Below are 22,514 nucleotides of genomic sequence, written 5' to 3'. Positions count from 1 at the left end.
CCTAAACAACAGGAAGCGAAAGGGTGAACACAGTACCCTTTCCGACGGTTGAGTCAACACTTATCTCTCCACCATGTGCCTTGATGATGTCATAGCTGAGACTCAGTCCCAAGCCAGTCCCCTGTCCAGTTGGTTTTGTGGTGAAAAAAGGCTGAAAAATCTTGTCCTTGATGGATTCAGGAATTCCAGGTCCATTGTCGGCGATAGCGACTTGTGCCAACAGACCACCCGCTGCGGATTTGACCAGAGATGTTTTGACGGTCACGGTCGGCAAGTAAATATCCTCGGGCTTTCCGTTGTCACCTTCACCAACCTCGGGTTTGTAGTTGACACAAGCTTGAAAGGCATTGTTGATGATATTTAAGAATACGCGACCGATATCTTGGGGAATCACTTTTATTTTGGGAAGATTCGGGTCAAAATAGGATTTTGATTGGACGTTGAACGCATTGTCCTTTGCTTGCATGCCATGGTAAGAAAGTCTCAGGTATTCAGCAGCCAAGGCATTGATATCAGTCATTGCTTTTTCGCCAGTGCTTGTCCTGCTGTGTTGCAGCATGCCTTGAACAATCGCATCTGCACGTTTTCCATGGTGGCTGATCTTCGAGAGATTCTCCTTGATATCCCCCAAAATATCCTCTATAAGCTTCTCGTTGCGAATTTCTATTGGCTTTTCGCGCTCTTCTTGCACTTCAACGATGAGCTCGTTGCTGACTTCAGAAAAATTGTTTACAAAATTCAGCGGATTCCTGATCTCATGCGCTATTCCGGCGGTCAACTCTCCCAGGGAAGCCATCTTTTCGGATTGGATCAGTTGGGCTTGTGCTGATTTCAACTGGTCAAATGCTGATTCCACTTTTTCCCGCTGTTCTCGAATTTCATCCCGTTGTGCCTGTAGGAGGCTGTTTGCCTTTTGCTTGCTCAAATTGTTTCGGAAAAGGAATATGCTAATCGCGATAAAAAGCACTAAACCGCCCAACGCAGTGAAAATGATAATCCTTTGGTTGAACACCGCTGCATTTTTGAGCTCGGTATCTTTTTGCAACAGCTCGATTTCGGCCTGCTTCCGGCTCAATTCGAAATCAAACTGTAACTGTTGGATCATTTGTTCGGTACTGGATTTGGAGATTTCATCGCTCACCTTCTTGACCTCCAGCTCATAGAGATAGGCCGTTTTGAAATCGCCTTTAAGCGCATACATCTCGGAAAGCACCATGTAGGCGTTAAGAAGTTCACTTTTCGCGTCGATTTCCATGGCGATATCCTTAGCCTTCTCCAGTGCCGAAATCGTGCCGTCGATATCGCCCTGTCTTTTGAGTGTTTTGGCGTATCCAATCAAACACTGCGCTACCTCATACTTAGCGTCCAGTTTTTCTGCGATGTCTAAGGCCCTCCTGTGGTATCCAAATGCAATGTTGAATTTATCTTGTAAACCGTGAATTTCACCCAATTGGGTCAATGGAAAAGTAGCGTCCAAGGTTCCATCACAAAGACCAAGTGCCAATTCATGGTACTGTATCGCAGAATCATACTTTGATTCCAAAAAATAAATCTCACCGATATTCATGGCGACAGTTGCCATCCCAGGTTGATTGTCGATCTTGGTGAATCCCTCAAGCGCCTTTTTGTAGGAAGCTAGCGCATCGTCCATAGTTGCCTCCGCTTGCTGGTATACTGTACCGATGTTGTTGTACGAGGTGGCAATCCGAAGGGTATTCCCGATTTCCTCTGAAATTTTCAGGGATTGGTAATGGTGTTCGAGTGCTTTTTGGTTATTGCCCATCCTAAAGTAAATGGAACCCAGGTTGCTGAGGACGTTGGCTTCACCGGTCTTGTCTCCATTCAGCCTGAATTGGCTGAGCGCGACTTCAAACATCTGCATTGCTTCCTGGAGCTTTCCCTGCTGGGCAAACAATCTCCCTTTCGTGTTGTACACAAGCGCCAATCTAATGCTGTCACTGGAAACTGTAGCAAGTCGAAGCGCTTCATCGAGATAGCTGTCGGCCCTGTTGACATCCGAACCCATGAACTCATTGCCCAGGTCGATATAGGACTGGATTTTAAGGCTGTCGACTTTGGCGGTCTGCGCAACATTCAGCAAGCTATCCGCCCTCGGGGTCTGGGCCTCGGCATAGCCAATTAACCCAAGCTGAAACAAAAAGAACAAAAGAATAACCTTCAAAAACTTCATACGGTGACCAATGAACTATTTTTATCAAAAAAAACCAAATATTGGAATTGGTGTCTGGATGAATCAATGAGCCACTCCATAGAATTGAAGATTAAATGCTTGTTTTTCATAAAAAAGGATTCAGACCCAATCTGCCAGACCATATTATTTCGCTATATAAATTTCTATTACACAGTAGACCTCGAAGCCGTAATCCTCAAAACCCAAACCAGCCATGCGCCTTTTTGCTCCTCTTCAAATGTAATGAATTCGGCCTAGAAATACCTTCGTTTTTTTCAAGCTTGAGCATATACTTCGAAAATTAGTTGCCGTGTACTTCGTTTCTTTTTTCAGGATAAGGATAAATCCGCATACCCCTTCCGTAAAATCAAACGGGAATTTCGACGATAAATTCAGAACCCTGCCCCGCCACCGAGTTCACCTTGATGCTGCCTCCATGCGCCTTTATGATGTCATGCGTAATACTCAGCCCAAGCCCGGTTCCTTCTGTGCCTTTTTTGGTCGTGAAGAATGGTTGCAGGATCTTATCCTTGATTTCATCGGGAATGCCTGGGCCGTTGTCCTCGACTGAAATGAGGATGCGGTCCTTTTCGGATTTGGTGCGGACGGTGAGTTTGGGGTGGTATAATTCAGAATTCATAATTTTCAATTCTGAATTAAATTTTTGCCGCATGGCATCAAAAGCATTATTGCACAGATTGATAATGACCCTGGTAAAATCTTCCCGGACCAAGGGAATTTCCTTGATCGTATCATCCAAATCCAAGGCAATCTCCACATCGATCGGGTTCTTGCCCGCCCGCATGCCGTGAAAGCTCAGGTTAACATATTCTTTGATCAGGGCATTGAGATCGGTAGGTTCCTTTTTGCCCGAACCACCACGGGAATGCTGCAGCATGGAAGTCACGATGCCATTGGCACGGGAACCATGTTCGTGGATTTTCTCCAAATTGGCTTTTATATCCTCCAAAATCTCATCCTCTATTTCATCAGCCTCCGTTTTGGGTCTTGTATCTTGAGTCTTGAGTCTTGAATCTATTACCTCCTCGATCATCTCAATGCTCACTTCCGAAAAGTTATTCACAAAATTCAGCGGGTTCTTGATCTCATGGGCAATGCCTGCGGTAAGCTGACCTAGCGAGGCGAGTTTTTCCTGTTGGATGAGTTGGGCTTGGGTGGATTTGAGTTCGGAATAGGCTTTTTCAATTTCGCGGGCATGTTCCAGTTCTCTGGCTTGGGCACGCTCCCTTTCCTTCTGAATGACACGGTTTCTGAAGTACCTATCTGCGCCAAATACACCGGCAAGAAAAAGTACACCATATAGACCATAAGCCCATATCGTGTTCCACCATGGCTCTCTAACCAAAATAGCCAATGTGGCCCCTTCTTCATTCCACACGCCGTTGTTGTTGGCGGCCTTTACTCGGAACACATATTCTCCGGGCGGAAGATTGGGATAATAAGCACTTTGCAAGGAAGCGACTTCTCTCCACTCGGAGTCGTAGTTCTCTAGCTTATAGGCAAACCGATTTCTCGACGGATTACTGAAGTGTAGCGCTGTAAACTCAATCGAGACATTGTTTTGATCATGGGACAAGGAAATCGACTCGGTGTAATATATGGGTTTATTGAGTACGGAATTGTCCCCTGCAACAACCGATTTGTTGAACAATTTCAGATCTGTTAGGAAAACAAGAGGCGGTTTTGAGTCTTTCCTCACTGATTCGGGATCGAAAACCGTAAAGCCATTTGAACCGCCAAAAAGAATATTCCCGCTTTTGGTTTTCAGAAACGATCCATCGGCAAACTGCTGCCCCTGTATTCCCTCTTCAATTGAATAGTTGTAAAATTTCTCCGTCGCGATGTCAAAACGACTCAAACCTTCGAATGTGCTAAGCCAAAGCGATTGGTTTTTTTCATCGGCGACAATAGACTGGATACTCATCGAAGGCAATCCATCATCAGTAGTGTAGGTCCTTATCTTCCCACTTTTTACATCAAAACGGCTCAGTCCACCTTGCCAGGTACCAACCCATACCACCCCAGGTGAATCTTCATAGAGCGCGTTCACATCCTGGGTGACAAAAACATCGCCCTTGGAAGGGTCATGCCCTAGGCGGGTGATGCTGTTGGATTTGTAGTCGTATAAGAATAATCCATCATTTGTTATGATCCATAAACCATAGACAGTGCTTTCAAAAGCTCGGGTGGAGCTCATGAGACGAGCTTCATCACCCGGTTCAATTTTGATTTCGGGTCTTTTGAAATCTACATCGGAGGCACCTTTTCTGTATATACCTTCGAAGGTGAATGCCCACAGATTCCCCTGCCTATCATTTAAAAAATGTCGGACAATGGCGTTTGGTGGAACACCGGAAAGGTCCATTTCTTCAAATATGTTGCTGGGATATCTAAACCGAAAAACACCAATGTCAGTGCTTAAATAGTATTCCCCGGGCAAATGCTCGACGACTCCGATAATCGCATGCATGCCAGGCAGGAATCGCTGGTACGGCAATGGTACTACTTCATCTTTCTCCAAATCAACAACATTCAACCCACCACCTGAAGTTATCGCCAGAACTTTTCCGTCGTTTAGTTCAAGGAGATTGTTGACCCAGCCGGCGGTCAACGACTTGGGGTCATCTATTTTGGAGACAAATGATTTGAAGACCGATCGTTCCTCGTATTTGTACATCCCGGTACTATTGGTACCGATCCAAACCGATCCAAACGAATCCTGCGCCAGGGTATTAACCGCCGAATACTGATAGTCCCTTTTGGATTGGGTGTCAAATCCAATTATCTTTTTGGTATCGGGATTGTATTGAAACAAGTTAATGCTCGTTCCAATCCAGATATTCCCTTGCTTATCCATCATCAAATTGTTGAAGTAATAATTCTCCAGGGTTCCCAAAGGCGCTATGATCTCGGTTTCATAGGTTTCGATATCGATTCGCAACAATCGGCCAAAATTCGTGATCCCCCACACAAAGCCTGATGGATCAGAAATTAACTGATCCTCATATTCGCCTAGCAAAAACGGTCCCCCTGATTTGATTCTTGGATTGACTTTTTTGATACTTCCATCATTTTCAATCTTGAAAATCCCATTCCAACAACTCACCCAGACGCTACCTTTGCTGTCCGTGTTCAAGCTCTTGATGTTGTTGATCACCTGCCCTTCGGGCGCAGCTACTTTTTCGATTTTATCCGCTTTTTCATCCAAAAAAAGTAAGGTGGAAGTGATTTCGTCGGAATAAAGCGCGGTTACGCCGAAATATATTTTACCAGAATTATCTTCGGTAATTGAAACGATGCCCATTTCGACATTTGGTGCAGATTCCACCAGGTCGGTAAAATTGTAGTGTTTGAAAGACTGGGTTACAGGGATATACACATTGAGGTTGCCTGGCTGGGATCCCACCCAAATCCTGCCCTTGCTGTCTTCGAAAATCGACCAGACCACCAGTCCTTTGATAGATCCCGGGTCATTGGGATTTTGGTAAAAGCGTTTGAAATTGTATCCATCATAGCGCGCAAGACCATTGATGGTTCCTATCCAGACATACCCAAATTGGTCTACAATAATCTTATTTACCTGGGTGCCAGGCAATCCATCCTTTTCGGTGTACCAGGTCAGGTTTTTTACTGAAAGTTGGGAATAAGCCACTTGAGTGCACATTAGCACCAGCATCGTAAGCAGAATGCTCGTTCTAAATATTATTCCCTTAGATTTTGACCTCATTTTTCGGTTTGATTAAAAGGTAACAGTATCTGAAATTCAGTCCCCTCACCGACTTTTGTCAAAATCTTCAACTCTCCCCCATGCGCCTTCACGATATCATGCGTAATACTCAGCCCAAGCCCCGTGCCTTCGGTTCCCTTTTTGGTGGTGAAGAAGGGCTGCAGGATTTTGTCCTTGATCTCATCAGGAATGCCAGGGCCATTGTCCTCGACTGAAATGAGGATGCGGTCCTTTTCGGATTTGGTGCGGACGGTGAGTTTGGGGTGGTAAGGTTCAAGACCTGACAGGTTTTTAAAACCTGTCAGGTCTACTTTGCTTCTCATGGCATCAAAAGCATTGTTACACAGGTTGATTATCACCCTTGTAAAATCCTCCCGGACCAAGGGAATCTCCTTGATCGTATCATCCAATTCCAAGGCAATCTCCACATCGATCGGGTTCTTGCCGGCCCGCATGCCGTGAAAGCTCAGGTTAACATATTCTTTGATCAGTGCATTGAGGTCGGTGGGTTCCTTTTTGCCCGAACCACCACGGGAATGCTGCAGCATGGAGGTGACGATGCCATTGGCTCGGGAGCCGTGTTCATGGATTTTCTCCAAATTGGCTTTTATATCCTCCAAAATCTCATCCTCAATTTCGTCTTCCTCTGTCCTTGGTCTTGTTTCTTGGTTCTTGATTCTTGTCTCTTTTACTTCATCTAAAAGCTCCAAACTCACTTCCGAAAAGTTATTCACAAAATTCAGCGGGTTCTTGATTTCGTGTGCGATGCCTGCGGTAAGTTGGCCTAATGAGGCGAGCTTTTCCTGCTGGATAAGTTGGGCTTGGGTGGCTTTGAGTTCTTTCAGCGTTTCCTCCACCGCTGCTCTCTTTAGCTCCAGCTCCTCGATCGTTTCCTCCAAAAGAATGGCCGTAGTCCTTTTTACCTTTTCAGTGCGGTCAAGTTTGAATTCTAAAATCGTCAACTCTTTATCAGCTTCCTTCAAAGATTTAATGAGGGAATTTTTTTGCCCTTCAGAGATATCTTCAAGCTGAAGGAGGATGTCGAGAATATGCTGGAGATGTATGTTCATTTATTTTTCCTTAAGTACCACACAACAGGTGGTGAGATTATGCATCTCGAGGTTTCCTCCCGTTGCCCGTGCAAGCTCTGCATTGCTAAACATCCCCACCATCGGCACATCCCATACGTTGACCATGCCTTCAATTTCATCCCCAATCAAAGGCCCCAGCGTGATATACCTTCCCGCACAACTGAAAATAACCAATGCATCGGCTTCCGCCATTTCCTCAGCCTTCAAGTCTTCGCAAGCTTTGATTACCTTTTCGATCACGTCAAAATCCGGAGGAAGGGAAAACCTAACTTTTGAACCTTGCGGCACAGATCCGCTGCAATAAAAGGAATGGTCACTCCAGTCAACCAACAGACCGGGTCTCATGACCGGGTCCCCCACTTCCCGTTGCAACTGCAAGGGAAACTGTGCAGCCACCTCAATGGAGAATCCACCATTTTCCGGAGTTACATTTTCAAGACCGCCATATTTTGCTGTCAGGTCAAGCACCGGGACATCATCCACAGTAAAAACATGATTGCCTTCACTCTTTGTTACGGTTCGTTCCGTGCCCACCGCTTTCCAACCACAGGTAGCCCTCCCCTTTATTTTTATTTTATTCTCATCGATGGCTAAGACGATTATACCTCTTTTAGATTCTTCATTGGCAGTGAAAACAAATTGATTCGTAAATGAGAAATCATCTCCTGCCATGCCGCCATAAATGTTCACTTGTTTGCCAATGACATCCTCAAAGCCAAATAGCAATTGCTCAGCATCGGTTTCCATATGGCTGCCTGCCATTAGAAATGCAGGATTGGAAAAACGCATCAATGCCTTATTTGCAATTCCGGCAGCAACTTCACGGTAATTCTTGAGTGGGTATTCTTCAAAATAGATTTGGAAATATGCCGGATTCATATCCAAGAGCAGAATCGCTGCTTCTCCTAAAACCACCTGGTCATCCATAAAACCGCCATTGGTGGTCGCCCCAAAAATGGAAAGGCCCGCTTCATCCAATACCTCGCAGATGGCTTTGCGGTCTTGTTTGACAGAAACAAAAGCAATGGCCAAGGTCGGTTTAAATCCATCCCCCAGACTTTGTTGCAAAGCAGATTTAATTTCTTCAGCAGACGTGCCTTTGATTGATTTAGCTTTCATGGTTATTTCTGATGTTTAATTTTCTTTTAATGCTACCCAGCTCACCGTTGTCCCCTGGAATTCACAGCGACCTTCATCCAATTTTCCAAATTCTCCCAAGGAGAAATAGCCTATCATGGGTTTGCCCCAGGTAGATGCCAGCCCTTCTATTTCTGTGGAGATCAAAGGCCCAAAAGTCCCTAATCTTCCCACGCATGAAAAAACAAATAACACATCTACATCCGGCATCTCCTTTTCTTTACACATCCTGGTGGTTTCCACCACTTTGTCTATCACATCAAAATCCGGTGGCAGGGAAAAACGGAAATTATCTCCTTCTTTTACACCACCTGCAATCATGACGGACTGGTCGGCTGGATTAAAAAAGAGCGCAGGTTTCATAATTGCATTCCCTGATGCTCTCTCAAACTGTAACGGATAGCCAAGGTCTGTTGGAATAAATCCACTTCCTTCTGAATTATTCCTTACTATATCATTCCCTAAGAATCTTTGAATGACATGCATCGCCGGTTCATTTTCAATGGTGAGCGCCCAGTCGCCTTCACATTTCGTGATTTTTTTGCTTGTCCCTATTGCCTTCCATCCTGAAACTGCCAAACCGCTTATCGAAACTTTGTCCTGATCAATAATGAGTGCGAGCAAGCCCCCTTTACTTGACGCACCATTGGTAAAAACGACCCCTGAAAAGTCAGCCGGATTACCGGCACCGCCACCCGCAATCATGGCATCATGGCCCGCCGCATCCGTCAATCCTCTGATCAGTTCATCGTTGGAAACCCTGAAGTCTATTGGTGAAATAATGAAGCCCGGATTCTTAAAAGCGTTCTTACCAGCTACACCGGCATTATATGCGGCTTCATAGGCAGACGATCCTTCATAATCGTTTAACACTATTTTGAAATTCTCTGGTTTAATATCCATGAGCATCACGAGGATATCATCTTCTGTAATTCCGTCTTCGGAAAATTTTTGGGGTGCTGTGATTCCGAAGATTGCAATACCTTTTTCCCCAAAAATGGTCCGGAACGCTTCAGCTTCTTCCATGTTGCTTATCATGATGATGGCCAGATTAGGACTGAAACCCTCGCTTATACTTTTCTCCAAAGCTTTCTGAATTTCTGAAGGTGTTTTTCCTTGGATTGATTTTGCTTTCATCTGTTTAGCCTGATTGTAAAATTGGTCCCTTTGTTTATTGCGGTTTCGATTTCCAATCCCCCCCCATGCGCCTTCACGATATCATGCGTAATGCTCAGCCCAAGCCCCGTTCCTTCGGTTCCTTTTTTGGTGGTGAAGAAAGGCTGCAGGATTTTGTCCTTGATTTCATCGGGAATGCCTGGGCCATTGTCCTCGACTGAAATGAGGATATGGTCCTTTTCGGATTTGGTGTGGACGGTGAGTTTGGGGTGGTATAATTCAGAATTCATAATTTTCAATTCTGAATTGAATTTTTGCCGCATGGCATCAAAGGCATTATTGCACAGGTTAATAATCACCCTCGTAAAATCCTCCCTGACTAAGGGAATCTCCTTGATCGTATCATCCAATTCCAAGGCAATCTCCACATCGATCGGGTTCTTGCCGGCCCGCATGCCGTGAAAACTCAGGTTGACATATTCCTTGATCAGGGCATTGAGGTCGGTGGGTTCCTTCTTGCCCGAACCTCCGCGGGAATGCTGAAGCATAGACGTCACGATGCCATTGGCACGCGAACCATGCTCGTGGATTTTCTCCAAGTTGGCTTTTATATCCTCCAAAATCTCATCCTCAATTTCATCGGCCTCCGTCTTGGGTCTTGTATCTTGTGTCTTGAGTCTTGAATCTATTACCTCCCCGATCATCTCTATCGACACCTCCGAAAAGTTATTGACAAAATTCAGCGGGTTCTTGATCTCATGGGCAATGCCTGCGGTAAGCTGACCTAGTGAGGCGAGTTTTTCTTGTTGGATCAGTTGGGCTTGGGTGGATTTGAGTTCGGCGAGGGCATCTTCCGCATTTTTCCTTGCGATCTTGATTTCAATCAAATCCTTCTCGGCCTGAAGGGCCTGAGCCTCTGCCAATTTCAAATCGGAAAAGCGGGTGTAAGTCAAATCGAACACGCCAGCAAACTTCTCCAAAAGGTACAAGGCCTCTTGCTGCAAGGGTTCGGGACTTGTCAAAATGAGCATTCCTTTCGAAAAGAAACCCGCAGTCTGCACGCGTCTGTCGTGCAGGAAAGATTTGTTAAATGGGATTTTGATTTCATCGCTCAGATAGGATAACCAGCTTTTCAACTTCTCCCCTTGCAAATCAATCATCAGGGATTTCTCCCCATGCTTCCACGCTGCATAGGCTTTGGAAAGCGTCGTAGGCTCAGAAATGCGGCCAGAGAATTTGGTGTTCAGTTTATCCCCGCCCTGTTCGGTGATCCAAAAGTCAATCGTTTGGTAGTCTTCGTTGACGATACCGATATTGATGCGCTCGTGGGTGACGCCCAGCGACTTCAGCTGCTCAAATAGTACGTAGGCCGCATCTGCCAGTTCCTCGGAAGATTGCATGGCCATGGTGCGCGAACGAACCTTTTCCAATGCCGCTTCAATCTGCGCTTCCCTGGCCTGGGCTTCAGCTTTTTGAAGGTCTAGGAAGCGGGTGTAGGTTTGTTCAAAAACTTTGGCGAAGCGTTTGAAAGTATCATGCATTTCAGGAAAATGCTCAGAAGTAATGAAAAGCAGGTTGCCGTGTGAAAAATTTGCAAGATGATCTATTTGAAAAGTTGGAAATGGGATGCCGGCATCCAACATATTTTGCAATATCTCTCCCAAAACTGGAAGTGATAACATATACCTGTAATGGCCAGCTTGATATTCGCCTTCCTTTTCATATATACAAAGTTCGTCGCCTCTCTTTCTTGATTCGATGAAGTTCATAAAAATCGGATGTTCCGTTAACGGAATTTTGCAGGGTGGAAGAATATCACCGTCAGCACTTCCGGGATACCATGTACATTCCTTATCATCAATTTCAAAAATGTTGAAACCGCAATGAAATTGAGGCACGCCTAATGCTTTCACCTGTTGGAAAAGAAGACCTGCTACTTCAGGCAGTTCTTCGCTTCGCTGCATGGCCATTGTTCTAGAACGAACTCTTTCCAATGCCGCTTCTATCTGCGATTCCCTTGCCTGTGCTTCTGCTTTTTGCAGATCGAGGAAGCGTTTATGTGCAAGATCGAATGCCGCACCCATTTTGATCAGGATCGTCTCCACTTCAGCAGGCGGGGATTGGATAAGATCAATATTCATGATGCCCTGATCGAGCAGCACCCGTGGATGCCAAATATGCCAGGAATTGGTTTCTTCAAAAAATGCGATCATTGACGAAGCCACTTCCTCATTAACAGATTGCCTGACCCACTCCAAAGACCGCTTTAACTCATCCCGATCCTGTTCAACAATCGAGTACTTTTCTTTCGACCGGAACATGCGCTGAAACCAGAGGAAGTCGGGGCACTCTTCCAAGCGCAAATACTGATCCATGATGAGTGGCTCGCCATCTTCAGTCTCTTCCATGGCGGTGAGGTCCCAAAAGCGAATCCTGCCATCTTCCTCTTTCTGGTAAATGGTAGTAGAAATCACTCCTGGTATTTGTAGTTTACCAAGCTCTTGCATCAGCACTTTATTCACGCTAATGATCTCTTCTGATTTATGCATAGCCAATGCTTTGGCCCGCACTCTTTCCACAGCTACTTCGATCTGCGCTTCGCGTGCCTGTGCTTCCGCTTTTTGGAGGTCGAGGAAACGGGTGTAGGTCTGATCAAACACTTTGGCAAAGCGCCTGAGAATATCAGGCTCAGTATAAGGTTTTGTCGTAATGATGAGCAGGTAGCCTTTTGAAAAATAGGCGGCGTGCCATTGCTGCCAGGTGGGAAATTCGAAACCTGCTGACAGCATTGGATCGAAGAAGGCCTTCATTTGGGGCAGCGAATAGAGGTACCGGTAATGTGCTACCAGCGCTTCCCCTTCTTTCTGTGATGAGAGATAATCCTTGTGTTTCTTCCAGCCCTGCAGCATGGCAACATGTACATCGTCTTCGGTATTTGGTATACTCACCGGGGGCATCACACCCATTTCATTGGCAAACCAAAATTCATCCTCGCCTTCCGGCATATCGCAGAGGGCAAAGCCTGTACCCCAAAGTTGTCCGCCCAGTAATCTTATCTGTTCAAAGAGCACAAACGCCACCTCGTTGAGCTCGGAACTCTTTTGCATACCCATGGTGCGGCTGCGTACCCGTTCCAGTGCTGCTTCTATCTGTGCTTCCCTTGCCTGGGCTTCGGCTTTTTGCAGATCAAGGAAACGCTTATAAGCCAAATCGAATGCAGCCCCCATCTTTACCAGAATCGTTTCTGTTTCTGCAGGGGGTAGTTGCCCCATATCCAGCGTCAATCTCCCATGCTCTAGCGACACGGTGGGATGCCAAACCTGTTTTATGTTGTTCTCTATCAACATTCGCTCGGCCATATCAGCATATTCAGGACTATATTTCCGGACCCACGCAACAGTTCGCTGCAGATCGGCTTTATCCTGCATAATCACAAAATATTTTTGTTGAGGTTCCCAGATTCTGCTAATCCAGTCCTGGGGACTTGCATCATCAAGGTCTAACACAAAATCATTGTTGAAGTAATATCCTCCTTTAGATTCAACAGTTGATGTGATGTCCCAATACCCAATTTTACCATCTTCTCTTTTAAGACAAAAGGTGGCGGCAGCAACCGGAAGTTTTAACGCGACTAATTCGTGGCGCAATGTATCAGCCAAGTCACTTATTTCTTTTGACTGATGCATAGCCAGCGCCCTTGCTCTTACTCTTTCCACGCCTAACTCGATCTCGGCCTCTCTTGATCGAGCCTCTGCTTTTTGAAGTTCAAGAAAGCGCTGATACATTCTTTCAAATTCCAGGGCAAAGCGAACAAGAATAGACGACTCTTCTTCATTGGCATCGCGTGAGTGCAAAAAGCCGAAGGTGCCAAATTGACAATTTACAGAAACCTGAAACATCCCCTCTGGAAAATCTTCAAGTTCTGGTCTATGTGCCTCAGGCATTGCTGATCTTATCTCATGAAAAATTTCGAGGATGCCTGGAATCACATCTAGTGGATAGAATATTTTAGAAACAGTTAGGCTTTTATCTTTTTTCCAATCCTCTACAACAGTCTTCCATACAGGTGAGGCATCGAGAGAAATTTCCTGTTGTTGCAGCACCGTGCCACCGCCCTTAAGCGTAGAAATATGTGTAAATGTATTTTTCTCGAGGTGAATGATGTTTAGATTCGCAACAACAGGTTTTATTCCAAGCGCATCATACTGCTGAAACAGCAACGACATTACTTCAGGTAATTCGTTCGAGGAGTGCATGCCCAGGGCCCTTGCACGCACCCTCTCCAGCGCCAATTGTATTTCGGCTTCGCGGGCCTGTGCTTCGGCTTTTTGGAGATCAAGAAAGCGGGTGTAAGTTTGGTCGAAGACTTTGGCAAAACGCTTGAAAATACCATGTGATTCCGGAACTGGTTCATAGGTAATAAAAAGCAGAAACCCTTTTGAGAAATAAGCCTGATGCATGATCTGAAAGGTGGGTAATGGATGCCCTGCTTCAATAATGGAATCCAAAATCTCTCCCACGACAGGCAGTCCCCGCATGTACCGATAATGCTGCTCCAATTCTTCTCCTCCCAGATCAACCACGTGGAGATCCTTGCCTTCTTCAGCGCCTACCCTCATCTGGATAAACAATTGGTCTTCTGTAGTCGGGGCAGAGAAGGGTGGCTGCAAAACACCCTCACTACTCATCCAAAGCGTAACGTATGATTTTTCATCATCATCCCAGGTACAATAGCCCGCGCTCCATGCGGGCATGCCCAGTGATTGAACTTGTTGAAAAAGCAAGTTAGCCGCTTCGGGCAACTCACTACTCTTTTGCATCGCCATTGTCCTTGCTCTTACCCGCTCCATGGCTAACTGAATTTGAGATTCCCTTGCCTGGGCTTCGGCTTTTTGGAGGTCTAGGAAGCGCCTGTAGGCCAAGTCGAAAACGGATGCCGCCCTCCGCTGCAATGATTTGATCTCTTCTGAAGGAGAATGGTATGTAACCGTTAAGAGAGAACCCCCGCTAAAATCGGAGAAGTGGAAATAAGTAGTATCAAAATTAACGGTTTCATTGGCCAGGGCATTTTCGGCAATCTCTGGCGCAGCCTTCATCAATACTACAATCCATTCTTCCCTCTCTGCACCACTCAAGGCAAGGGTGTAATCCTTTTCCGGCAACTGAAAGCGCCGAGCAATCTCTCTTGTAAATCTACAGTCATCTTTATTAAAAGTGGCAATACCGTTACGGATCACTCCCTTAAAATCCTGTGTGGGTCGAAATGCATACCAGGAATCCCATGATTTTTGGTCCTCATGATAAATCAAAACGGCCGAAGTTTCAAGGTCGGGCTGATGAAGCCATCCCATCTGCTCCCGAAGCACCTGCGCCACTTCAAGCAGTTCGGATGAAGAATGCATTGCCATGGCCCTTGCCCGGATGCGTTCCATGGCGCTTTCAATCTGCGCTTCTCTTGCCTGGGCTTCGGCTTTTTGTAAGTCGAGAAAGCGGGTATATGATTGCTCAAAGACCTTCCCGAACCGTATTAGAACTTCGTTTTCGTATTCCGAAAAGGCCTTGCCGTGATGGTTGGTGATAGAGATGCTAGTATAGTGGGAAATCACAACCGATCTGGCAAACCCTCCTCTCCGAGACATCAGCTCGTCCTTTCGTTCACTTGGCAAGCTTTTCCAAGGTTGGAATTGGAATAAGTGGGCAAACATTTCCAGCTTTTCGTTGTCGCTGAATCTTTCGACTAGGAAACTGTTGCCTTTTCGAATCGCATCCCGGATCTGCGTGAAGATCGGTTTATCCAATACGGGTGCCACGACTTTTTGCACGTAGTCGGCCATACCTCCTGATGCCCATATGGTGAGATCCTCATCAATCTCGGCATTGATACAGATAAATACGCCCCCGTCGATATCCATTCCGATTCCATGTAATTGCTGTGCAGCAATGTTCACCACTTCCTGTAGTTCGGAGGTATGATGCATGGCGAGACTCCGGGCCCGTACACGTTCTAATGCCAGTTGTATTTCAGCCTCCCTTGCCTGTGCTTCGGCTTTTTGGAGATCAAGGAAGCGGGTGTAGGTCAAATCAAACACCTGGGCGAAGCGCTTGAAAATTTCCTCCTCCTTACAGGGGATTTCTGTGATGACGACCAAATACCCAGTCTTAAAATACGCGGCATGCAGGCGTTGCCAGTTTGGACGTGGAATGCCAGAGCCTTCCATCTCATCAAAGATCTGCCTGGCAATGGGGATTTCCATCAGCCAGTCATAGTGCTCCCGCAGCATTTCATTTTCTAACGTGACTGTACGGTAGGCTTCACCATTTTTCCAACCCTTATAGAGGGTTTCATGTGTAAAATCCCCCACATTTGGCAAGAAAAATGGCTGGATTAAGCCATTGGCAAGGCTAAGCCACCATTCATCTTCGGGGCGGTTTTCTTCGCAGAAAACAAAGCCGCAAGTCCAAAGATCGTCAACCAGCGAATTCAACTCACTAAACAAAACCGTGGCTACCTCACCCAATTCTTCGGATTTTTGCATCGCCATTGTTCTGGCACGAACCCTTTCCAACGCTGCTTCTACCTCAAGCTCCCGGTTTTTTTGTTCCAGTTCGATAGTCCTCCGGTTGATGGCGTCGCGTAGTTCCAGGTTCTCTTTGCTGATTTTCTCGATCGCTATGGTCTCTCCATCCCCGACACGCATATCGGGAAGGGAACCATGCTGCTGCACGATCTTCCAGCCTTCGCTTGTTTCTTTCAAAAGTGTAGACAGCCGGAGTTTGGAGTAAAAATTCCAGCCTTCATCGGTATTGACATAGATATCGCAGGCTTCGTTGATCAGCACCAGTGGATCGAGCCAGATGGAAGTGTTTTGGCGGTTTCGCATTTCCACTTTGCCCACGACCTCGGCCATTTGGGCCTTATAAAATGCAATCCCGTCGGCTTTGGAATGACAGACCTCCCCTTCCGAGGTGCCGATCATTTCGAGGCGGTCATCAATCGTGGAAGAAAAGGCCTCAAGGTCTCCCCCGAGGTAACTTTCCCAGTACTTTTGATATACGCGAAGGGCTTCAGTCTCGGCGTCTGTTTGGCGTTGTTTCATATTGGCTTTTGGGCAATTCTGCTTGAAAAACCGACAAGGTTTCTCTCATATATATCTTGGATCGCTCGATTGGGCATCCGGATCAAATTAGTCGAAGCAATTACTTCGACCCCGTCAGAATCTGATGCATCTCGGCCTTGATTGTATCGAAATCCACGGGTTTGGTGAAAAACTCCTTGGCGCCCGAACTCATCGCGCGGTCGTGGTTTTCGCTGTCTCCATAGGCTGATATCATACTGACTTGGATAGTGGGAAATTCGGTCTTTACCTTCTCCAGCAATTCCAGTCCCGTCATCCCGGGCATGTTGATATCCGAAAAAATGTACAGCACCTCTGGCGGATTATGGGAGCGTAGCTTTTCCAAGGCCTCGTTGCCCGAAAAAGCAAATTCCAATTCAAACAAACCCTCCCGGATTTCTCGACGGAGTTTTTGCCGAAACAGCATCTCCACGTCTCTTTCATCGTCTACAATCAAAAATTTCATATGACTAATTGTTTATGTTAGTGTTATTTTAAATCTACTGTACTTATTCGCCTCTGAGTCAATGTCCAATGTGCCACCGTGTGCCTTGATAATGTCATTGGTGATACTCAGCCCAAGTCCTGTCCCCTCTGTTCCCTTTTTGGTGGTAAAAAATGGCTGCAGGATTTTGTCCTTAATCTCCTCGGGAATACCAGGGCCGTTATCTTCAAACACAATTTCAATTTTCCCATCACGTAATTTTGTGGACACACGCAGCGTCGGCAGGTATTCAGGTTTTCCATTTTCACCCGCATGTGTTGGCAACGCTTCTTGCATCTTGTGTCTTGCGCCTGGCTGGCCGGTAGGCAGGTTTTGCGTCTTGGACAGTTTCTCCCTCATTGCATCAAAGGCGTTGTTGGCTAGATTCACAACCAAGCGACTAAAATCCTCCCCTATCAGCGGGATTGGTTTTAGACTTTCATCCAGATCAAATTGGATATCCACATTGATGGGATTTTTGCCGGCACGCATCCCGTGGAAGGCCAGGTTGGTGTATTCCCGCAGCAATTGATTCAGATCGGTTGGTTCCTTTTTGCCATCTGAACCGCGGGAGTGCAGTAGCATCGATTTCACAATCCGATCGGCACGACTGCCATGCTCGTGGATTTTTTGGAGGTTCAGCTTGATATCGGCGGCAATTTGGTTGGCTTCTTTCGTATCTCCTTTCGAAAGCGCCTCCTCCAATTCCTCGATTAGCTCTTCGCTCAGGTCGGAAAAATTATTGACAAAATTCAAGGGGTTTTTGATTTCATGGGCAATGCCCGCTGTCAACTGTCCCAGTGAGGCGAGTTTTTCCTGTTGTACCAATTGGTTTTGGGCCGCTTTCAGGTTTTCGTAGGCGACCTCGATTTCCTTGGCATGTTTGAGTTCTTGGTCTCGCGCATGCTCCCGTTCCTTTTGGAGAAGCCTCTTCCGCTGGAATCTGTCAACAGAAAATACGCCCAAAACTAAAACCAACCCATAGCCGAAGTATGCCCACCAAGTACGCCACCAGGGAGGCAGTATCTCAATACGGATGGATTTCCCTTCTTCATTCCAAATCCCGTCGGCATTGGAACCTCGGATCTTGAAGGTGTATTCTCCCGGTTCAAGGTTGGTATAGGAAGCAAAATTCCGGTTGTCATAAATCCAGTCGGCATCAAATCCCTCCAACATATGGGCAAGTTGGTTTTTCTTGGGATTGGCAAAGTGCAAGGCTGCAAACTCAAAGCTGAGGGCATTTTGGTCATGTTTGAGCGTGATCTGTTCGAGTTGGGCGAGATCGGTCTGAAGGTCCGATTCATCGCGCATATCATAGATCGACTTGTTGGAAACCAAGAAACTTGATAGAATAAGTGAAGGAGGCGTATTGTTGGCAGTAATGTTTCCAAAGGAAGTCAGACCATGGTCTCCTCCGAAGTAAAATCTACCATCAGGAGTCCTTACTCCCGCCAGCGAAAGAAAAGTGTCACCTCCCAAGCCATCTTCCGAGTTGTAGTTGATAAAAGTGATTTTACCTAGCGCTTCGTTGGTGACCATTTGGGATAGCCCGTTTTGGGTAGAAATCCACATCTCCCCATTTTCGCCGGCCACGATCGCTTCCGTCAGGTTGGTGGGCAATCCATCTTCATCGGTATATCTCGTAAAAGTCTCGGTTTTTGGGTCAAACTTGTTCAAGCCAACATTGGTGGTGATCCAAAGTATCCCATTTTTGTCCTCCAATAGGCCCGTGATCGTATTATTGCTCAGCGAATTTGGATTCTCAGGATCATGCAAATAATAGCGGAACGTCTTGGTCTTGGAATCATAACGATTAAGCCCATCAGGATTGGTGCCAATCCAGACATACTCCGTACCGTGCTCGATTGCCGTGACACTTGAGCCTGATACCACAGCCTCATCACTGTCTTTGGTCAATAATCCAGAAAGATTGCCGGAAACCTTTTCGTCAGATAAATTGAACAAGGCGATCCCATATAGTGGGATCTCGGTAGGTGGATCCTCGTTCCATTTGTCCCAACTATGACTATCATCTGCACGGTACCGCAATTTATATGCGCCAGGATTCAAATTCAGCGGCTCGATAATTATCCTATTCTTAGCATGTCCACCGGCATAGAAACTCTTTTGGAAATTCTGAAAATTCGCAATCGTGTCGTTGTTTTCATCTTCCAGCCAACCGTAATCCGCCATGCTCCGAAAATCCCCTTCCCCAACACACACAAGCAGATATTCTCCCGGTTCGGTGATTGTAAACGGTGCAGTTTCATCCGCGAAGTCAGTCGCTTCCTCGATGCTGCCGACCTTTTTGTCAGAGCCCAAAAGTTCCCTGACTAACTCGATCACTTCGTCCGAATAGGGCCGGGAATAGGTACTGGGAATGCGGATGACTTCCCCGGATTTTGGATCAAGGATATTCAGACCATTATTGGTCCCAAGCCAAAGTTTTCCCTCCTTAGACTTTTTGATTACCCTGATCTGGTTGTTGGAAATTCCGGTACCGGCTGCGGGGTCATAGACATAGCGCTTTTCCTCCCTGAAATTTCGATCCAACTTGATCAGTCCGTCTCCCCATGTTCCGACCCAAAGCGACCCATCTGCATCCTCCGCTATGCTCCTTGCTGATCCTCCAAACATATCGTTGAAAGACTTGTAAGTAATTTTGGAAAAAGTCCTTTTTTGGGGATCGAATGCGTTGACTCCGCCGCCTCGGGTACCGACATACACGATGCCCGGACGTGCCTTGGAAGCCAAGAGTCCATATACGCCATTTGGACTGATGCTATTTGGATTGGATTCATCATGTGAAAAATAGACGAAAGGCTTACTGACAGGATTGTATTTGATGAGTCCCTTGGTCGAACTTCCAAACCAAAAAATCCCCGATTTGTCAATCATGAAATCAGTGAGGATAATTTCCCATCCACCACTGTTTAGCCTCCGGCTATCTGAAAGCGCGATCTCCTGGTAATTATCCGAATGCCCCTCGAATCTCAGCATCCCGTGATTGTTGTTGGAAATCCATACGTTGCCCTCTTTGTCCGCGAGTATCCTGTTCCAATTGGAACTCGCTTCTCTTGCTCCGAAATCATACTCCTTGATCGTTTTGAGTATCCCCTCTTTTGGATAATACTTGTAGACTCCCTGCAGCGTGGTCATCCAAAGTACTCCGCTTGGATCGGAAAAAAGCGCGGTAATGCTGTTTTCAGGATCGGAAAAAAATGAAGTAGGTTGATTATTCAGTCCTGCGGGCCTAAAGGCATCGCCATTCTTGGGACGGTACATCAGTCCGTGGATGAAAGAGCCAAACCACAACCCGCCACCTTTGTCCTCCGCAAACGCCAATGACATCCCATTATGTGTCGGCTCCTTGATATTTGGTATTTCATATTTTGGATATACCCACTTGTCCGATTCGGGATCAAAAAGGACCAAATCAACGTACTGCGTCGTCGCCCATACCCTATTCTCCGAATCAATAAAAACATTGAAAGTCCGTCCAGCGCCTTCATACAAGGCAAATTCCTTCTCGAAATCGTAATTGACAAAAACGTTCCTGATGCGATCATATTTGGAAACTCCTCGTTCGTTGGCTACCCAGATGTTGCGCTCTGCATCTTCCTCGAGTCCCCAGGCATTGATGCTTTGGATGCTGGTGGATTTCCCGGGGATGTTTTTGAAAGTCTCCCATTTCAGCCCATCATACTTTTGGACCCCGTTGTTGGTCGCCACCCAAATCAAGCCATAGCTGTCTTGGATTACATCCCGCACAAAAGGCGATGCCAGCCCTTCTGAAACGGAAACAAACTGTGTTTCAATGGTTTGCGCTTGGGCGAGATTCAGGAATAGGGAAAGAACGATGGTTAAAGCTCGGATTATTTGCTTGCCTGGGTTCATGTGTTATTGGTTGGTGTCGAGGATTTCTTGCAGCTCTGCCTTTAGGGAATCAAAATCAATGGGTTTGGTGAAAAACTCTTTCGCTCCGGACTTGATGGCTTTGTCGTGGTTTTCGGTATCACCGTAGGCTGAAATCATGCTTACCTGAATTGCTGGAAACTCGGCTTTCACTTTTTCCAAGAGCTCAAATCCTGTCATACCCGGCATATTGATGTCCGAAAAAATATACATCACCTCGGGAGGAAGATGACTCCTCAGGAGTTCTAGGGCTTCATTGCCCGAAAAGGCAAATTCCAATTCAAACAAGCCATCTCGGACTTCCCTGCGGAACTTCTGCCGAAACAGCATCTCCACGTCTCTTTCATCATCTACAATCAAAAATTTCATTTCTTTTTGGGTTTAAAATTCAAGCTTGATGCATACCAGTAATCGCTCGTTGATGTTGAAATAGATTAGTTTAAAATCCCTTTATAATTTACTCATTTCCAAGCGATTTTAGCACTCGGTAGACATAAATATTGATTTGTGGAACGCCATCTTGGAGTCGTACCGAGAGAGGCATGCACTTTAAGATATAAATTAGGAGAATGAGACAATCCCAAAACCGATCTTGGACCAAAGTGCTGTATTTCTTTCCGAATGCAGGTGATTTCTTTCCGGCTTTAAAATCTAAAAAGTATAGCCAAAGCTCCCATAAAAGAATAAATGCTGATTTTCGATACTCAGCACTATCAAAAAAATGAAGGCACTTGGAAAAATCAATTTCCAAATGCCTGAAAAAAGTCAATCGTCTTCAACAAAAAAAGTCTCAATTGGAAGGTGGTTTTATTTCATAACCTTGCCCCCTCAGGACATTTAGCATGTCATACCAATAATGTAACCTAGCGATCTTGCCATTGACAATCAGGCCTGCGGTATGATAGGGGATCCTTGTCGTTTTGCCCGTGGCCTTGTTTTGAACCGTATTTACGCCCCAAGACAGGACCCATTCGCCCTCGTTCCAATTGTTGGTGACTTTGACGGGCAGATAAAGTTCCTGCGAAAGCGTGTGTTTGAACTGATTTGTGCTGTTAGTATAGTAGTCTTTGTGCTGGGACACATTGAGTGAATCCAAGCCACCACCCAAACCATAGACCATGGCTCCGGGCGCCAATTGTGCTGTCATGGTGGCTACATCTCCGGCCTGAAGTGCTTTGGTGTATTTCTGCACCACCTCCAAAGCTTTTGCCGCATTTTGAAATTCCAGGGTCGTTACGGGTTCCTGGGCGTGGGAAATAACTGGCATGAGCATCATAGTAAGCAAACACGCCATCACTGTCTTAAAAATCTTCATAGTTTGGAAAGGTTAGGTTAAACATCATGAATCACTCTTGATTCTTGGTTTAATTTCCAATCAAGTAATTGATATTCAAATGGCCTAAGGACGAAAGTATGCCGTTTCTGTCCCGATGATATCAAAAAGTTTTCCGCCAAAAGACAACAAAAGGTGGTTCAACGGGAATGTAAAAATCAAATACAGCAAGCCACGCAAAAATCAGGTACCCGCAACGAAAATCTCGCTGACGGCATAGGGGAAGTATTTGGTGTGACGATTTCCTACTTTGCCAGCCTTTAGATTTATGAAATGTTAATATTCTAAGAATAGCGGTATAGTTATCAACAATGAGGGGGGTCCGGGGGGAGACTGATAACTTGTTGAAAACGGTGGATAAGTTAATTTTAAAGTCAAAAAAGA

General features: G+C 45.9%; 10 protein-coding genes. All 10 read right to left on the bottom strand.

Going from position 1 to position 22,514, the window contains the following annotated elements; translation table 11 throughout:
• Position 1: 1 nt before the first annotated feature.
• The 10 genes from L0U89_RS11250 to L0U89_RS11205 all read right to left on the bottom strand — a co-directional run bounded on the left by L0U89_RS11250 (position 2) and on the right by L0U89_RS11205 (position 22,112).
• Positions 2-2,191 (bottom strand): tetratricopeptide repeat-containing sensor histidine kinase, encoded by a 2,190-nt coding sequence (locus L0U89_RS11250; protein WP_234861619.1) that lies wholly within the window; start codon positions 2,189-2,191, stop codon positions 2-4.
• Positions 2,192-2,558: 367 nt separating this feature from the next.
• Positions 2,559-5,939: a sensor histidine kinase gene (locus L0U89_RS11245; protein WP_234861618.1), complete on the bottom strand. Its 3,381-nt coding sequence runs from the start codon at positions 5,937-5,939 to the stop codon at positions 2,559-2,561.
• A complete protein-coding gene (locus tag L0U89_RS11240; protein WP_234861617.1) occupies positions 5,936-7,009 on the bottom strand; it encodes a sensor histidine kinase in 1,074 nt (357 codons plus the stop codon). Before L0U89_RS11240 ends, L0U89_RS11245 begins: the two co-directional genes overlap by 4 nt.
• Positions 7,010-8,149, bottom strand: coding sequence for an FIST signal transduction protein (locus L0U89_RS11235; protein WP_234861616.1), 1,140 nt, complete (start codon positions 8,147-8,149; stop codon positions 7,010-7,012).
• Between the two features lie 15 nt (positions 8,150-8,164).
• Positions 8,165-9,304, bottom strand: coding sequence for an FIST N-terminal domain-containing protein (locus L0U89_RS11230; RefSeq protein ID WP_234861615.1), 1,140 nt, complete (start codon positions 9,302-9,304; stop codon positions 8,165-8,167).
• Positions 9,301-16,380 (bottom strand): ATP-binding protein, encoded by a 7,080-nt coding sequence (locus tag L0U89_RS11225; RefSeq protein ID WP_234861614.1) that lies wholly within the window; start codon positions 16,378-16,380, stop codon positions 9,301-9,303. The genes L0U89_RS11230 and L0U89_RS11225 overlap by 4 nt, the downstream gene beginning before the upstream one ends.
• A gap of 100 nt (positions 16,381-16,480) precedes the next feature.
• Positions 16,481-16,864: a response regulator gene (locus L0U89_RS11220; RefSeq protein WP_234861613.1), complete on the bottom strand. Its 384-nt coding sequence runs from the start codon at positions 16,862-16,864 to the stop codon at positions 16,481-16,483.
• 12 nt (positions 16,865-16,876) lie between these two features.
• A complete protein-coding gene (locus L0U89_RS11215) occupies positions 16,877-20,779 on the bottom strand; it encodes a sensor histidine kinase (protein WP_234861612.1) in 3,903 nt (1,300 codons plus the stop codon).
• A 3-nt stretch (positions 20,780-20,782) separates the two neighbouring features.
• A complete protein-coding gene (locus L0U89_RS11210; RefSeq protein WP_234861611.1) occupies positions 20,783-21,166 on the bottom strand; it encodes a response regulator in 384 nt (127 codons plus the stop codon).
• A gap of 421 nt (positions 21,167-21,587) precedes the next feature.
• Positions 21,588-22,112 (bottom strand): nuclear transport factor 2 family protein, encoded by a 525-nt coding sequence (locus tag L0U89_RS11205; RefSeq protein WP_234861610.1) that lies wholly within the window; start codon positions 22,110-22,112, stop codon positions 21,588-21,590.
• Positions 22,113-22,514: the final 402 nt, after the last annotated feature.

The organism is Mariniradius sediminis, from assembly GCF_021491425.1.
GTDB classification, from domain to species: Bacteria; Bacteroidota; Bacteroidia; order Cytophagales; family Cyclobacteriaceae; genus Mariniradius; species Mariniradius saccharolyticus.
The sequence above is the reverse complement of the archived record's forward strand: the minus strand, read 5'-3'. Positions and strand labels throughout refer to the sequence as shown.

What these genes read in the sequence shown, in the direction of transcription:
- L0U89_RS11225 (WP_234861614.1), bottom strand. Translation starts at nt 16,380, where the DNA reads ATGAAACAACGCCAAACAGACGCCGAGACTGAAGCCCTTCGCGTATAT.
- L0U89_RS11245 (WP_234861618.1), bottom strand. Translation starts at nt 5,939, where the DNA reads ATGAGGTCAAAATCTAAGGGAATAATATTTAGAACGAGCATTCTGCTT.
- L0U89_RS11250 (WP_234861619.1), bottom strand. Translation starts at nt 2,191, where the DNA reads ATGAAGTTTTTGAAGGTTATTCTTTTGTTCTTTTTGTTTCAGCTTGGG.
- L0U89_RS11215 (WP_234861612.1), bottom strand. Translation starts at nt 20,779, where the DNA reads ATGAACCCAGGCAAGCAAATAATCCGAGCTTTAACCATCGTTCTTTCC.
- L0U89_RS11235 (WP_234861616.1), bottom strand. Translation starts at nt 8,149, where the DNA reads ATGAAAGCTAAATCAATCAAAGGCACGTCTGCTGAAGAAATTAAATCT.
- L0U89_RS11230 (WP_234861615.1), bottom strand. Translation starts at nt 9,304, where the DNA reads ATGAAAGCAAAATCAATCCAAGGAAAAACACCTTCAGAAATTCAGAAA.
- L0U89_RS11240 (WP_234861617.1), bottom strand. Translation starts at nt 7,009, where the DNA reads ATGAACATACATCTCCAGCATATTCTCGACATCCTCCTTCAGCTTGAA.
- L0U89_RS11205 (WP_234861610.1), bottom strand. Translation starts at nt 22,112, where the DNA reads ATGAAGATTTTTAAGACAGTGATGGCGTGTTTGCTTACTATGATGCTC.
- L0U89_RS11210 (WP_234861611.1), bottom strand. Translation starts at nt 21,166, where the DNA reads ATGAAATTTTTGATTGTAGATGATGAAAGAGACGTGGAGATGCTGTTT.
- L0U89_RS11220 (WP_234861613.1), bottom strand. Translation starts at nt 16,864, where the DNA reads ATGAAATTTTTGATTGTAGACGATGAAAGAGACGTGGAGATGCTGTTT.